Source organism: Pseudomonas sp. G7(2022) (assembly GCF_052660475.1).
The window spans coordinates 3,465,276-3,480,318 of sequence record NZ_CP109659.1 but is presented as its reverse complement, the minus strand read 5'-3'; the positions used below and the strand labels follow the sequence as shown (position 1 = coordinate 3,480,318).

Here is a 15,043-nt window from a genome sequence, read left to right as displayed (position 1 = left end):
GCCAGCATTGAAGGAGTTTTCAAATGACCGAGAAAAAAACGGAAACCACGGTCCACCGCGTCTACCAAGGGGTTTACGAGGCGATCAGCAAGCGTTCGCTGCGTCCGGGGATGAAGCTGGGCGAGGCGTCGCTGGCGGAATTGTTCAATGTCAGCCGCACGTCGGTTCGCGCGGCACTCAAGCAACTGGAGGCCGACGGACTGGTTACCACCGAGCCTAATAAAGGTGCGTCGGTATCGTTGCCCAGTGATGAAGAAATCCGTTCGCTGTTCGAAACCCGGCGCCTGATCGAGATCGGCATCGTCACCGAGCTGTGCCGGCGCAAGGATTGCGCCGCGATGCAGGACCTGCGCGAACACCTGCTGCTGGAAGATGAGGCCCACGCGGCCGGAGACCACGAACGGCTGATTCACCTGCTCGGCGAGTTCCACCTCAAACTGGCCCGCAGCCTGAACAACCCGGTGCTGCTCGACTGGTTCCAGAAGCTGATTTCCCGCGCTTCGCTGTACGCCGCCGCGCTGGACGACGACAGCCACCAAGCCTGTCGCGACGATGAGCATCTGCGCCTGATCGAGTACATCGAGGCCGGTAATCAGAGCGCGGCCATCGAGCTGACCTGCATGCACCTGGACGGCATCCAGAAGGCGATTCTCGACGTCGCTGCGAAGATGAAGAGCGGCTACCACCCGCTCAAACACCTGATCGAAGTCTGAGTCTTGGCCGGGTCCGAAATCGGCTATACCTCTAATGAAACCAATGAGGCCTCTCGATGCTCGAAACACACGGGCGTGGCGTCAGAGGGCGTTGCGAAATCGGTCGAAAACCACAGGACATTGAGTCAATCGATGCAGTTTTTATCCGATAGTCACGGTTGTGACGGCTGGCAGGGCGAGATGGCCGGGCGAATCCGTGCGTTCGACTGGAGCGGGACCGATCTGGGCCCTCTCGAATCCTGGCCGGCCAGCCTGTGCAGCACGGTGCAGTTGATGCTCGCTTCTCCGTTGCCGATGGTCATGCTCTGGGGCCGTGCCGGCTACATGATCTACAACGATGCCTACTCGCGGTTCGCCGGCGGCCGCCACCCGTACCTGCTCGGCGTGCCGGTGGAGCTGGGCTGGCCGGAGGTCGCCGACTTCAATCGGCATGTGGTCGACACCTGCCTGGCAGGCGGCACCCTGGAGTACCGTAACAAGGTGCTGGTGCTGTTGCGCGATGGCGTGCCCGAGGATGTCTGGCTCGACCTTTATTACAGCCCGGTGGCCAACGATGCCGGGGTTCCGGCCGGCGTCATGGCGATGGTGGTGGAGACTACCGAGCTGGTGCTGTCCGAACGTCTGCGTCAGGCTGCCGAAGACGCCTACCGCGCCGACAATGAACGGGTTCGGCTGGCGCTGAATGCCGGGGCGCTGCTCGGCTCGTTTGTCTGGGACGTCAGAAACAACGTGCTGTCGGCCGACGAGCGATTCGCCCGGACATTTTCCTACCCGCCTGATCAAGACCTGACCAACCTGCCGCAGCATATCGCCGAAGCGCACATTCACCCGGACGATCGCAATTGGGTACGGGAGTGCGTGGAGAATTCGGTACGTACCGGCGAGCCCTACAACGCCGAATACCGAGTGGTGCGTGCCGATGGCAGTTGTCTGTGGGTACTCGCCAGCGGCGCCTGCGAATTTGACGAGCAGGGCCGGCCGTTCCGTTTCCCCGGCGTGCTGATCGACATTCACGAGCGCAAGACCGCCGAAGAATCCCTGCTCAAGTTCACCCGCAACCTCGAACAGCGTGTGGCGGATGAAGTCGAGGCGCGCCTCACCGCCGAAGAGCAATTGCGTCAGTCGCAGAAACTCGAAGCCATCGGCGGCCTCACGGGCGGCGTGGCCCACGACTTCAACAACCTGTTGCAAGTGATCGCCGGCAACCTGCACCTGCTGGCCCGCCATGAACCGGACAATGCCAACGTGCAACGCCGGGTCAGCGCCTCGCTGGCGGCGGTGGAACGCGGGGCCAAGCTGTCCTCGCAACTGCTGGCGTTTGCCCGGCGCCAGCCGCTGTCGCCGGCAGTGTGCGATCCACGGCAGATCTTCGAAGGTGTCGGCGAATTGCTGCAACGGGCACTGGGGGAAACCATTCAGATTGATGTGCAACTGCCCGAGGAACCGTGGCACATCAACGTCGACCGCAATCAACTGGAAAACGCCATTCTCAATCTGGCGATCAACGCCCGGGATGCCATGAAAGGCGAGGGCACCATCGTGCTCGGCGCCGCCAATACGTCACTGGATCGGACGTTCTGCGCCGGCAAGGGCATCGCGCCGGGGGATTTTGTGCGGGTTTCGGTCAGTGACAGCGGCGTCGGCATCGCCCCGCACATGCTGGAGCAGGTCTTCGAACCGTTCTTCACCACCAAGGCTGACGGCCAGGGCACGGGCCTGGGCTTGAGCATGGTGTTCGGTTTCGTCAAACAGAGCGGCGGGCATGTCGAGATCGACAGCCACGTCGGCGAGGGCACGCGGGTGCAGTTGTATTTTCCGCGCAGCTTGCGACCGATGCTCGATGAAACGCCAGGCGCGCAACGTCAGCAGGCGGGCGGCAACGAGACCATTCTGGTGGTCGAAGACAACGAAGCGGTGCGCACCTCCGCTGTCGAACTGTTGCGCGAGGAAGGTTACCGGGTGCTGATCGCCGGCAATGGCGACACGGCCATGCAAATGCTGCTGGAGGGGGCCCGGGTCGACCTGATCTTTACCGACGTGGTCATGCCCGGGCTGATCAAAAGTTCCGATCTCGCCGCCTGGGCCAAGGTGCAAATGCCGCCGGTGGCCGTGCTGTTCACCTCCGGCCACACCCGCGACATCATCTCGCGCAATCACCAGCTCAGCCCGGACACCCATTTGCTCGGCAAGCCCTACGGGCCCGAGGCGTTGTTGCAGATGATCCGTGCGGTGCTGAGTGCCTGAGCCATTTCTCTTCAGACCAAGGTTGGCCGATGACTTCCAAGCGCAGCTCCAGTTCCGCCGCCGGCATGGTCCGGGTGCGCGGTGCCCGCGAACACAATCTGCAGAACGTTGACGTCGATATTCCCCGGGATGCGCTGGTGGTGTTTACCGGGGTGTCCGGTTCGGGCAAGTCGTCGCTGGCGTTTTCGACCTTGTATGCCGAAGCGCAGCGCCGCTATTTCGAATCGGTGGCGCCCTACGCGCGGCGGTTGATCGATCAGGTCGGCGTACCGGACGTCGATTCCATTGAGGGCCTGCCGCCGGCCGTGGCCCTGCAGCAACAACGCGGCACGCCGAGCACGCGCTCGTCGGTGGGCAGCGTCACCACGCTGTCGAGCCTGATCCGCATGCTGTACTCCCGCGCCGGCAGTTACCCGGCGGGTCAGCCGATGCTGTACGCCGAGGACTTCTCGCCGAATACGCCACAAGGTGCCTGTCCGCAATGCCATGGACTGGGCCGGGTTTATGAAGTGACCGAAGCCTTGATGGTGCCGGATCCGAATCTGACCATCCGCCAGCGCGCCGTGGCCTCCTGGCCGTTGGCCTGGCAGGGTCAGAACCTGCGCGACATCCTGGTGACCATGGGCATCGACGTCGACATACCCTGGCGCAAGCTGCCGAAAAAGCAGCGCGACTGGATCCTCTTCACCGAGGAAACGCCAACGGTTCCGGTGTACGCCGGGCTGACGCCGGAAGAAACCCGCGTCGCCCTCGAACGCAAGATGGAGCCCAGTTATCAAGGCACGTTCACCGGTGCCCGGCGCTACATCCTGCACACCTTCACCCATTCGCAAAGTGCGCTGATGAAGAAGCGCGTGTCGCAATTCATGCTCGGCAGCCTGTGCCCGTTGTGCGATGGCAAGCGCCTCAAGCGCGAGGCGCTGTCGGTGACGTTTGCCGGCCATGACATCGGCGAGTTGTCGCGAATGCCGCTGCTGCAAGTCGCTGAGGTCTTGAAGCCGGTAGCTGACGCGAGCTGGCTGGAACAGGTCGATGAGCCCGGCGAAACCCTGACGCACAGCCAGACCCGCGAAGCCCGGCAACAGCGCGTAGCCCATGGTGCCAGCGGCCACACCCACGCACCGGACGTGCGCCACACCCCCAACCTGTCGCTGGAAAAACGCCTGGCGGCGCAGCGCATCGCCGAGGACCTGCTGGAGCGGGTCAGTACCCTGACCGATCTCGGCCTCGGTTATCTGGCGCTGGAGCGCAGCACGCCGACCCTGTCGTCAGGCGAGCTGCAACGCCTGCGACTGGCCACCCAACTGGGCTCGCAATTGTTCGGCGTGATCTATGTGCTCGACGAACCTTCCGCGGGCTTGCACCCGGCTGACGGCGAGGCGCTGTTCGAGGCGTTGCAGCGTCTGAAGGCCGACGGCAACAGCGTGTTTGTGGTCGAGCACGATCTGGACACCATGCGCCGCGCCGACTGGCTGATCGATGTCGGCCCGGCGGCGGGTGAAAAGGGCGGGCAGATTCTCTACAGCGGCCCGCCGCCGGGGCTGGCAGCGGTCGAGCAGTCGCAGACCCGCGCCTATCTGTTCGCCGAACAGCAACGCACCACACGCGCCGCGCGCAAACCGTCGGGCTGGCTGAAGCTCGACGGCGTTACCCGCAACAATCTCGATAACCTCAGCGCCGAATTTCCGCTGGGTTGTTTCACCTCGGTCACCGGCGTCTCCGGTTCCGGCAAATCGAGTCTGGTCAGCCAGGCGCTGCTGGAACTGGTCGGCGCGCAGCTCGGGCGCAGCGTCAGTGATGCCGAGCCGGAGGAACTCAATCTGGAAGACGATACCCCGACTGCCAGCACCGGCCAGGTCAGCGCCGGGCTGGAGTCGATCAAACGTCTGGTGCAGGTCGATCAGAAACCCATCGGCCGTACCCCACGTTCGAATCTGGCGACCTACACCGGGCTGTTCGACAACGTGCGCAAGTTGTTCGCCGCGACCGACGAGGCGAAAGCGGCGGGTTACGACGCCGGGCAGTTTTCCTTCAACGTTGCCAAGGGCCGTTGCCCGACTTGCGAGGGCGAGGGTTTTGTCAGTGTCGAGTTGCTGTTCATGCCCAGCGTTTACGCGCCGTGCCCGACCTGCCATGGCGCACGTTACAACCCCGACACGTTGGCCATCCTCTGGCAGGGCTTGAGCATCGCGCAGGTGCTGCAATTGACCGTGGACGAGGCGGTAACGGTGTTTGCCGAGCAACCGGCGATTCGTCGTTCACTGGAAGTGCTGCGCGATATCGGCCTTGGTTATCTGCGCCTCGGGCAACCGGCGACCGAATTGTCCGGGGGTGAGGCACAGCGGATCAAACTGGCCACCGAGCTGCAGCGCAATCAGCGCGGCGCAACGTTGTATGTGCTGGATGAACCCACCACCGGCCTGCACCCGCGAGACGTCGACCGCTTGCTGGAACAACTGGATACGCTGGTGTCGGCAGGGCACACGGTGATCGTGGTCGAGCATGAAATGCGCGTGGTGGCGCAGAGCGACTGGGTGATCGACATCGGCCCGGGCGCCGGAGACCAGGGCGGAAAGATCGTCGTGGCCGGGACACCGCAGAAAGTGGCGGCGAGCAAGAAGAGCCGGACTGCGCCGTTTCTCGCCCGTGCCTTGAACCGATAACTGCGTCGCCTGGGCGGGCCTCATCGCGGGCAAGCCCGCTCGCACAGAGTCTGATGTGTTCACGAAGTTGTGTACGGCACAAAAAACTGTGGGAGTGGGCTTGCCCGCGATGGCGGCGTATCAGGTGCCGTCGAGCGTGCGGCGTACCTTGTCCAGCAATTCGCTGATCTGGAACGGCTTGACCAGCATGTCCATGCCGGCCCCGAGGAACACTTGCCGGTTGATCGCGGTTTCTGCGTAACCGGTCATGAACAGGATCGGCAACGCTTCGCGCCAGTCCCGTGCAACGTCCGCCAGTTCGCGGCCGGTCATGCGTGGCAGACCGACGTCGGTCAGCAGGAGGTCGATCGACGAGTCGTTCTGCAAGCGCTCCAGCGCCGTTTCGATATCGGCGGCCTGGGTGCAGCGGTAACCGGCGTCTTCCAGCACTTCGGTGACGAACAGGCGTACCGTCGGCATGTCTTCGACGATCAACACATGTTCGCCCGAGCCTTGCGGATCAATGGTCACCGGGGCCAGATCGACAGCGGTCGGATCGCTGGTGGCCGGCAGCATGATCGTCACTTCGGTGCCACGTCGCGCCACGCTGCGGATGTGCGCATCGCCACCGGACTGACGGGCGAATCCGTAGATCGTCGACAGACCCAGCCCGGTGCCCTGGCCCAGCGGTTTGGTGGTGAAGAACGGCTCGAACACCTTGTCGATCACGTTGTGCTCGATGCCGGTACCGTCATCGCGCACCGATAGCGCCACATAGGAACCATCGGCGAGGTTCGGGTCGCCGTGGGAATACGCCGCGTAAGTGCTGACCCAGATATTGCCGCCCCGTGGCAATGCGTCCCGGGCATTGATCACCAGATTGAGCACTGCACTTTCGAGCTGGATCGGGTCGACCAGCGCGATGGCAGATTTGGTGGTCAATTCGAGCTTGAGGGCGATGCGTTCGCCGATGGTACGCACCAGCAATTCTTCGAGCGAGCGGACGTGCTTGTTGATGTCTACCGGACGGGTGTCGAGCGGTTGCTGACGGGCAAACGCCAGCAGACGATGGGTGAGCGAGGCCGCGCTCCTCGCCGAGCTCAGGGCCGCTTCGGCGTAGAACTGCACCTTGTCCGTCCGGGCATCGGCAACACGTTTCTGAATCAGCTCGAGGCTGGTGATGATCCCGGTCAGGAGGTTGTTGAAGTCATGGGCGATGCCGCCGGTGAGCTTGCCCAGCGCATCCATTTTCTGTACTTGCAGCAGTTGCGATTCAACGCGAACCCGGTCGGCGACTTCCTTGGCCAGTTGCGTGGTGGTGTCGTCCAGTTGCGCCAGGTGCGAACGTTCGCGGTGACGGTGCTCGGTGACGTCTTCGACGAACACCAGGCTCAGTTTGGGGGTCCGATAGGGCGAAATCTGCCATTCGGTCTCGCGTATCTCGCCCTGAACGCGCATGTTCAGCGTGCCTTTCCAGCGCTCGCCATCCACCAGTCGCAGGCGCAGTTCGTCGAGGATCGCGCCCTGATCCTCGGCGAAGCACTCGCTGAGGGTCTGCGGGTCGCGGTTGTCCTGGATCAGTTGGGAGAAGGCGTGGTTGCACTCGTGGACTTTCAGGTCGGCGTCGAGCACCGCGATGGGCGCGGAGATGTTGACGAAAATCTCCCGGAAACGCGCCTCGCTTTCGCGCAAGGCGTTCTCCGTGTCGCGCACCCGCAGCAGGGTGCGCAACGTTGCCAGCAGCACATCGGGATCGACCGGGTGAATCAGATAAGCATCGGCCCCGGCGTCGAGGCCGGTGATGATGTCGCCGGTCTGGATCGACGCGGCCGACACGTGGATCACCGGGATCAGGGCGGTGCCCGGGTCGGTGCGCAGTTTACGAACGATGTCGAACCCGCTCATGTCCGGCAGATTGACGTCGAGAATCAGCGCATCGAGCGACTGACTGGCGATCAGGGCCAGACCCTCACCGCCGGTGCCGGCCTCGAGCACTACGTAACCGTGGCGCTCCAGGCGTCGGCGCAGGGCGTAGCGGGTGGCGACGTTGTCATCGACGATCAACAGACGGATGTCATGTTTCATCGACGTTCTCCTGGGCAATCGCCAACGGAATGATCACGAAAAAGCTCGAACCCACGCCCGGTGTACTTTCGACACCCACCTCTCCACCGAGCAATTCGGCGAAGCGCTTGCACAGCGACAAGCCGAGACCGGTGCCGCGCAGGCGTTTTTGCAGCGGTGAGTCGACCTGCGAAAAGTCTTCGAACAGGGTGCCGTGCAATTCAGGGGCGATGCCGATGCCGGTGTCGCTGACCGCAAATCGCACTTTGTCCTGACCTTCCAGGCGTGCCGAGACCCGGACTTCGCCACGGGTGGTGAATTTCAGCGAGTTGGAAATGAAGTTGCGCAGGATCTGCGCCAGTTTCTTGTCATCGGTGTACAGGCGCGGCAAGCCCACCGGTTCTTCGAAAATCAGGTCCACCGCCGTGGCGTCGACAATCGGCCGGAACATCCCCCGCAGTGCGGCGAACAGATCGAACATGTCGAACCACGCCGGAGAAATGCTGATGCGACCGGCCTCGATCTTCGCCAGATCGAGCAGGTCGTCAACCATGTCGCTGAGCTCGCGGGCTGCGGTGCTGACGAAGGCCACCTGCTTGTGTTGCTCGGGGCTGAGCGGGCCGTCGAGCTCGTCGGCCAGCAGGCTGTTGATGCTCAGGATCGAGCCCAGCGGCGTGCGGAATTCGTGACTCATGTACGACAGGAAGCGGCTTTTCAGGTCAGAGGCCTGGCGCAGTTGTTCGGCCTGAGTGTCGAGTTCGGCGTAAAGGGCCAGCACGCCCTGATTGGTTTCGTCGAGCTCTTCACGCAGCGCTGCGGTTTCGCTCTGCAATCGTGCGATCAGTTCTGCCTGTTCGGCGTTGGTCAAGATCGGAGACTCAGTCATGGGCGGATTCCAGGGCAACGACCAGTACGGTGACATCGTCGCGCCCGCGGCAGAAGTCGCGGTGCAGGACGGTGGCAATCACGGCGGGATGGCGATGCACCAGACCGGGGTAATCCTGCAGGTTCCAGCGGGACTGCAAGCCGTCGCTATACATGATCAATAGATGTCCGTTCACGTGAGCATAGTCAAAAGGCTGGGCTTTTCGGTACTGGCCGCCGACGATGCCCGGATGCGAGGCCAGTCCGCGGGACTTGTCGGAGGCGATCAGACAGGCACCGATGTTGCCGACACCGGTGAACGCCAGACTGGCCCGATCGGCGTGAAACTGCGCGAATGCCACAGCGCCGCCACGGGTTCCGATCATCTCCCGGTGCATGTCTTCCATCAGGACCGTCGGCGCACCGAACGGATTCAGGGCAAAGGCTTTTTCTCCGGCCCGGGCCGCACACTCGGCGTCTTCGCCATGACCCAGACCGTCGACCACCAGAGCACTGACGTCAGCGCCGTGGAATGCCAGATGCCAGACATCACCGCAGGCCGGGTCGTTGTGCAGCGAGTGCTGGCTGACACCATACGGCATATCCACCTGCCGGTCGCTGCGCGGGTATAAACGAGCAAGCAGAACCGCGCCGCGATGGTCGGCAAAAACATCAAAGACATCGGCCTGGCGTGCCACGGCGCCCAGGCCGATGCCCTGAGTACCGCCGGTGGAAAAGCCATCGGCCATGCACGCATCCAGATCAAAGCCGTGCGCCCGGTCGACCGCGATCATCTCGATGCCGTCGTCACTCTGACGCGGCAACAGACGCAGGTGCAGTTCGCCGTGTCCGGCATGCTTGAGCACATTGCTCGCCAGCTCCGTGGCCACCAGCGCCACGCGGCCGGCATCGCTTTCGCCAAAACCGTGTTGCTCGGCCAGGCGCTGGGCCGTACGCCGGACATGGCCGATCTGGCTGCTGTCTTCGATCACCAACACCTGGGTCAATGACCCGCTGATGTTCATGTCCATCGGGTGATCGTTATGCGGGTGCCTTTGCCGGGCTCGGTGTCCAGTTCGAATTCGTCCACCAGTCGTTTGGCCCCGGTCAGGCCCAGGCCCAGACCGCTGCCGGAAGTCCAGCCATCGGTCATCGCCAGTTTGATGTCGGGAATGCCCGGGCCCTCATCGCGAAAGGTCAGGCGCAGGCCGACCTTGTGGTTGTCATCGAGGATCTGCCAGTCCATGTCGCCACCCCCTCCATACACCATGGTGTTGCGCGCCAGCTCGCTGACGGCGGTCACCAGTTTGGTCAGGTCGATCAGGCGCATGCCGCATTCGGTGGCCAGTTTGCGCGCCTGTTGCCGGGCCAGCACCACGTCCTGCTCGATGTTGATCGGTTGGGTACCGCTGCTGCGCACGGTCATTGCTGGCGTACTCGTTCCTGCAGCAGTTTCATGCCGCGCTCGACGTTCAGCGCGGTACTGACGCCGGGCAGGTACAGACCGAGCTCGACCAGGGTAATGGCGACCGCAGGCTGCATGCCGACGAGCATGGTTTCGGCATCCATGATTTTCGACAGGCCGGAGATGGTGCCGATCATCCGGCCGATAAACGAATCGACCATGTCCAGCGCCGAGATATCGATCAGCACCCCGCGCGCGGAGGTCTTGCTGATGCGCTCGGACAGGTCGTCTTGCAGGGTGAGGGCGAGCTGGTCGTGCATGTCGACCTGGATGGTCACCAGCAGGAAGTCACCCATCTGAAGAATCGGGATACGTTCCATTGTTCAGACCGTCTTGGTGAGGGTAATGCCCAGACGGGTCAAGGCCAGTTTCAGCGCATCGGCCAGATTGGCCTTGGTCACCACGCCTTGCAGGTCGAGGCCCAGGTGCACGATGGTCTGGGCTATCTGCGGACGTACGCCGCTGATGATGCAGTCGGCGCCCATCAGGCGGATCGCGGTGACGGTCTTGAGCAGGTGCTGGGCGACCAGCGTATCGACGGTCGGCACGCCGGTGATGTCGATGATGGCGATTTCCGAACCGGTGTCGACGATGCGTTGCAGCAGCGATTCCATGACGACCTGAGTGCGTTGCGAATCGAGGGTGCCGATCATCGGCAGCGCCAGTACGCCGTCCCACAATTTGACCACCGGCGTGGACAGCTCCAGCAGTTCTTCCTGCTGACGCTTGATCACCGCTTCACGGGACTTCTGGAACGTGCGGATCGTGTAAAGGCCGAAGGCATCGAACAGTTCGGAGATTTCCCAAAGCTGTTCGGCGAGCAGGGCGGGCTGGTCCTGATAATGGTTCTGCAGCAGGGCGAACAACGGGCCTTTGAGCGAGAAAATGAAATTGGCGGTTTGCTGCGAATCCTGACCGAGCAGGGCGCGGCTGTGGGAGAGCTTTTCGAGGAACTGGCGGATGGCCTCCCAACCGGGGGCGGCAATGTTGGTGCCGTTACCGTTTTCCAGACCACTGAGCACCAGTTGCAGGAATTCGCTGGTCTGTTGCTGTATGTCATGTTCCTTGAGGTTGCGGGTGGTGCCGCTGGCCTGCAATCCGTTGACCCATTCGCTCAACAGTTGTGTCTGTTTGTTCTTCATCGCATCGAGTGTGCTGTTCTGCAGTGCTGCCATGTGCGTTGTGCTCCATTGCGAATTGGGGCCGGCTCTTCGGAAAATGACCGGCGCGAAGTGAATGACCCTGGCCGTTCGAAATAGTTGTTCGTTTCTGTGAGGATATTTTTGATCCGGTGCAAGGAAAGCCCCGTTAACTCTAGTCGGCGTGGCCGGCAACGCCGATTTTTCGCACTTGTGGATGACCCAATAAAAAGAGGCCGCGTCCAGTGGAGGCGGCCTCTTTGCGTGTCTTGCGCTTATTTGGAGGGGTGTTTGGCCTGCAGTTCCTTGGCGGCTGCCAGGTGTTTTTCCAGGCCAGGCAGCATTTTCTGCGCGAAGCCCTTGAGCTCGGTGGCGCCCTTGACCTGGTCGTCGGTCACGGTGTTGGCCTCCTTCTTGAACAGCTCGATGGCTTCTTCGTGGGCTTTCACCTGATTGTTGGCGTAGGCGGCGTCGAAGGATTCATCGCGCATGTCGAGGATTTTTTCCTTGGCCTGTTTCACCAGGGTGGTGGAGTCCGGAACCTTGATGTCGTGGGCCTTGGCAATGGTAGCCAGCTCATCGTTGGCCTTGCCGTGGTCAGTGATCATCATGTTGGCGAATGCCTTGATGTCCGCCGACTGGCTCTTTTCCAGGGCGAGACGAGCGGCTTCGATCTCGGCGATGCCGCCAGCTGTCGCGTTATCGACAAAGTCGTTGTCGGTCGCGGCGAAGGCTGAGCCCATGCCGGTACTCAAGGCAACTGCCAGAAAGAGATGACGCAGTTTGAATCCGTCCATTGATGTTTCTCCACGCAGGTTTTTGTGAGCGTTATTCAATGGAGGGAATGTGCCGATCAAAGGTTTTATCGCATTTGTGCCCAAGGCGACGAACGGCCACCGCTGGTCTGACAGGTGGTCGACAGAAGGGTACAACCAAGGCCATTCTGATAACTGGCCAGCGCAATCGGTCGTGTTGGCTGCCGATCAACTGACGGAGGTGTTCCATGCCGGTGACCCATGATTTGTTACAGGACTTGAAACTCACAAAGGAAGAGATCCAGCAACGACGCACCGCGGATCCACATCTGGATGCACTGATCAACAAGTATTCCCAGGCGGACGCCGAAGTCGTCAAGGCCGAGACGGCGACCTCGGACGCCCCCAGCGATGACACACTGAAAAAACTCAAAGAGAAACGCCTGCAGGTCAAAGACAAGATCGTCGAGCAATTGCAGGCTCGATCCTGACCGTCAGTCGCGCCACCGGCCTTCGGTGGTGAAGCGACTGGAACGACAGCCCTGACTGGCACCTCGAATGTTCAGAGTCTTCACATAGCGACTCTCAGCGAGGTGCCTTATGAAAGATCCAAAATTTCCTAGTGAAGAGCAGGGCGCATTCGACCCGGTTCCCACGCATCCCGAGCCCAATAGCCCGGCGCACACTGTTCGTAATCCTGAAGAGGAACGCAAGAGCGAGGAAGTGCCGGAGGATGAGGATCCGGAAACTTTCGATAGATCCAATAACTGACAATCCGCTATCGCCAGCAGGCTGGCTCCCACATTTGGAATCCAATCCCCCTGTGGGAGCCAGCCTGCTGGCGATAGGGCCATTCGATTCACTACACAAGCCCGGTCCTCACTTCAAGGCTGCCTCCAACGGCATCCGCGCCATGTGCGTGGCTTTCAGCGAGCCGAAATACAACCAGTCGCCATACTCGCGAGCGGTGGTAATCGGCGAGTAATTGCCGTTGCTGGCATCCTGCAGATTGGCGATGACCTTGCCGTTCAGATCCAGCCCGAGGACAAAGCCGCGTTTCTCCACCGGTTTGGGCAGAACCATCATCGCCCGCACGATCATCTTGCGTACGAACGGATGCCCGGCGGTGCCATCGAGCAGCGGATTGCGCGGCGTGTACAGCGCCACCCAGAAGCGGTCCCGGCCATTGAACGCGAGGTTGTCCGGCAGCCCCGGCAGGTTGTCGATGAACAGATCGTGGGTGCCGGCGTTGGGGCCGGTCAGCCAATAGCGGCTGATGCGGTAGGCACCGGTTTCGTTGACCAGCACATAGGCGTCATCCGGGCCGAGGGTGACGCCGTTGGCGAACTCCAGCTTGTCGAGCAGAACGCTGGTCTTGCCGGTCTGGAAGTCGTAACGCAGCAAGCGACCGTCACCGCCATGCTCGATGATCGCCTCGCCGTCATGGCCGTAGCCCCAGCGACTGCTGGCATCGCTGAAGTAGGCGTAATGCCCGGACTTGTCGATGGCCACATCGTCGGTGAAGCCGAACTTCAGGCCGTTGGCTTCAGTGGTCAGCGCGGTCAGCCGTCCTTGGGCATCAAGGGACAGCAAGCCCTTGACCCCATCGGCAATCACCAGCAAGCCGTTGGGGTGTCGCGCCAGACCCAGCGGACGCCCGCCGGTATCGGCGAGCACCTGGCGCTGCTGGCCGTCGAGACTGGTGCGCAGCAGGCGCCCGTCATGCAGGCCGGTGATCAGAAAGTCATCCTCCAGCAGCAGCGCTTCGGGGCCTTCGATACCGCCCGGGCCGACCTGTTTCGCGCTTTTGAGGCGTTGGTTGTCCGCGTAGATCCCATCAGTCAATGATGGGGCGACTTGCGGCTTCCACGCCACAGGCTCGACGTTGGTCGGCATCAGCAACAGGAAGGCCAGAATCAAAATCACCAGCAGCAGGATCAGATGGCGCAGCTTCACACGTGAGCTCCTGCCAGTGCCAGATGTCGGGTGGCCATGTCGCGCAGGGCCAGCATCGAGGCCGCCGACTCGCGTTCGATGCGGCGTTTGAGCAACAGCCGATTGGCGATGCGCATGCCCAGACTGTCGAAGCGGTATTCCAGGGTGCGCACGAAGGCTGTGCCTTCGCCTGCGGCCGAGCATTCATAAGTCAGCCGCAGGGACAGTCCATGATCGCCCTGTGCCCGGGCACACCAGCGCCGTCCCGGCAGATACTCGGTGACCTCCCAGCTCAAATGGCCCTCGCGGCCGCCGGCATGAATGTCTTCCTCGAATCGCCCGCCGGCATGCAACGGGCCGGCGGGACCGTCGATTTTCAGCGAGGACGGATGCCACTCAGGCCAACGGCTCACCGTGGCGGCGTAGGCGAGTACGGCAATCGGGTCGCCGGTGATATCGATCGGATGCTGCATGCGGGTCATGGGCGTTCTCGAATCGGTGAGGGGGATGGGTTCCGGTTCCCGGTAGAGGGTGCCGAACAGGTAATCCATCAACGGCAGGACGATGTTGAAATTGCGCTCCTGCATGTGTTCACGCCGGTGATGCAATTCGTGCAGACGACGCATCTGGCGAATCCAGGGCAGGCGACTCAGCGGATGTTTTTCCGGCAAGTGTTCGCAGGCGTGGAACACCTCGTAGGTCAGGTAACCCAGTACCATGCAGCCACCGAACAGCCCGGCCACGTTGGCGTTGACCTGCGTAAACAGCCACCACAAGGGCAGGGTGATCACCAGTGTGTGCACCACGATCAGCCACGCCGGAAACAGGATCACCCGCCAGTCGCGGGCGCTGTCCCAGGTCATGTGGCCGGGGGTGAAGAAACTGTGATGGTCGCCGGCATGGCGGGCGTAGAACATCTTGGCGAAGGCTTTCTTGTGATGCCCGAGATGGCGGTGCACCACATATACGCCGAAGTTGAAGAACAGCAACGTCAGCGGCACCGTCAGCCATTCCAGCGGGTGAACCTGCTTCACGCTGCTCCAGAACGCGCCGATGGCCAGCATGCCGAACAGCAGCACGAACGCACCGTGCAGCCACGGGTTGTACAGCGGATGAATCGCCGCACGGTAGCGGCTGCGAAATGCCTCGGTGGTCTGCCTCACTGCGGTCACCTGCGGATATTGTCGTTATCCCGGCAGATTAGCCGATCCCGCCGTTTGTG

At 62.1% G+C, this 15,043-nt stretch carries 14 protein-coding genes; 5 read left to right on the top strand and 9 right to left on the bottom strand.

Annotated elements, in window-relative coordinates:
- Positions 1-23 precede the first annotated feature (23 nt).
- The 3 genes from NE357_RS15625 to NE357_RS15615 all read left to right on the top strand — a co-directional run bounded on the left by NE357_RS15625 (position 24) and on the right by NE357_RS15615 (position 5,620).
- Positions 24-713, top strand: a complete 690-nt coding sequence (locus tag NE357_RS15625; RefSeq protein WP_169430628.1) for a GntR family transcriptional regulator — start codon at positions 24-26, stop codon at positions 711-713.
- A gap of 132 nt (positions 714-845) precedes the next feature.
- Positions 846-2,957 (top strand): hybrid sensor histidine kinase/response regulator, encoded by a 2,112-nt coding sequence (locus NE357_RS15620; protein ID WP_169430627.1) that lies wholly within the window; start codon positions 846-848, stop codon positions 2,955-2,957.
- Between the two features lie 29 nt (positions 2,958-2,986).
- Positions 2,987-5,620, top strand: a complete 2,634-nt coding sequence (locus NE357_RS15615) for an excinuclease ABC subunit UvrA (protein ID WP_169430626.1) — start codon at positions 2,987-2,989, stop codon at positions 5,618-5,620.
- Between the two features lie 120 nt (positions 5,621-5,740).
- On the opposite strand, the gene NE357_RS15610 is transcribed toward NE357_RS15615, so the two are convergent.
- From NE357_RS15610 to NE357_RS15580, 7 genes are all read right to left on the bottom strand, one after another.
- Positions 5,741-7,684, bottom strand: coding sequence for a response regulator (locus tag NE357_RS15610; RefSeq protein WP_169430625.1), 1,944 nt, complete (start codon positions 7,682-7,684; stop codon positions 5,741-5,743).
- Positions 7,674-8,549, bottom strand: coding sequence for a sensor histidine kinase (locus NE357_RS15605; protein WP_169430624.1), 876 nt, complete (start codon positions 8,547-8,549; stop codon positions 7,674-7,676). Before NE357_RS15605 ends, NE357_RS15610 begins: the two co-directional genes overlap by 11 nt.
- Entirely contained in the window at positions 8,542-9,552 is a 1,011-nt protein-coding gene (locus NE357_RS15600; protein ID WP_169432656.1) for an ATP-binding protein, read from the bottom strand. Before NE357_RS15600 ends, NE357_RS15605 begins: the two co-directional genes overlap by 8 nt.
- On the bottom strand, positions 9,549-9,953 hold the full coding sequence (locus tag NE357_RS15595; RefSeq protein ID WP_039768856.1) for an anti-sigma regulatory factor: 405 nt from the start codon (positions 9,951-9,953) through the stop codon (positions 9,549-9,551). The genes NE357_RS15600 and NE357_RS15595 overlap by 4 nt, the downstream gene beginning before the upstream one ends.
- The gene (locus NE357_RS15590) at positions 9,950-10,312 is read right to left on the bottom strand and encodes an STAS domain-containing protein (protein WP_011334518.1); all 363 of its coding nucleotides are present in this window, start codon (positions 10,310-10,312) and stop codon (positions 9,950-9,952) included. The genes NE357_RS15595 and NE357_RS15590 overlap by 4 nt, the downstream gene beginning before the upstream one ends.
- 3 nt (positions 10,313-10,315) lie before the next feature.
- On the bottom strand, positions 10,316-11,167 hold the full coding sequence (locus NE357_RS15585; protein ID WP_169430623.1) for an STAS domain-containing protein: 852 nt from the start codon (positions 11,165-11,167) through the stop codon (positions 10,316-10,318).
- A gap of 239 nt (positions 11,168-11,406) precedes the next feature.
- Positions 11,407-11,928 carry a DUF4142 domain-containing protein gene (locus NE357_RS15580; RefSeq protein ID WP_169430622.1) on the bottom strand — a complete coding sequence of 174 codons (522 nt, stop codon included), beginning with the start codon at positions 11,926-11,928 and terminating at the stop codon, positions 11,407-11,409.
- A 206-nt stretch (positions 11,929-12,134) separates the two neighbouring features.
- On the opposite strand from NE357_RS15580, the gene NE357_RS15575 reads away from it, so the two are divergent.
- Both NE357_RS15575 and NE357_RS15570 read left to right on the top strand, forming a co-directional pair.
- The gene (locus NE357_RS15575) at positions 12,135-12,377 is read left to right on the top strand and encodes a YdcH family protein (protein ID WP_039768852.1); all 243 of its coding nucleotides are present in this window, start codon (positions 12,135-12,137) and stop codon (positions 12,375-12,377) included.
- 109 nt (positions 12,378-12,486) lie between these two features.
- Positions 12,487-12,657, top strand: a complete 171-nt coding sequence (locus NE357_RS15570) for a hypothetical protein (protein ID WP_169430621.1) — start codon at positions 12,487-12,489, stop codon at positions 12,655-12,657.
- Positions 12,658-12,765: 108 nt separating this feature from the next.
- On the opposite strand, the gene NE357_RS15565 is transcribed toward NE357_RS15570, so the two are convergent.
- The gene (locus NE357_RS15565) at positions 12,766-13,782 is read right to left on the bottom strand and encodes an SMP-30/gluconolactonase/LRE family protein (protein ID WP_432760329.1); all 1,017 of its coding nucleotides are present in this window, start codon (positions 13,780-13,782) and stop codon (positions 12,766-12,768) included.
- Positions 13,783-13,838: 56 nt separating this feature from the next.
- Positions 13,839-14,984 carry a sterol desaturase/SRPBCC family protein gene (locus tag NE357_RS15560; protein ID WP_169430619.1) on the bottom strand — a complete coding sequence of 382 codons (1,146 nt, stop codon included), beginning with the start codon at positions 14,982-14,984 and terminating at the stop codon, positions 13,839-13,841.
- Positions 14,985-15,043 lie beyond the last annotated feature (59 nt).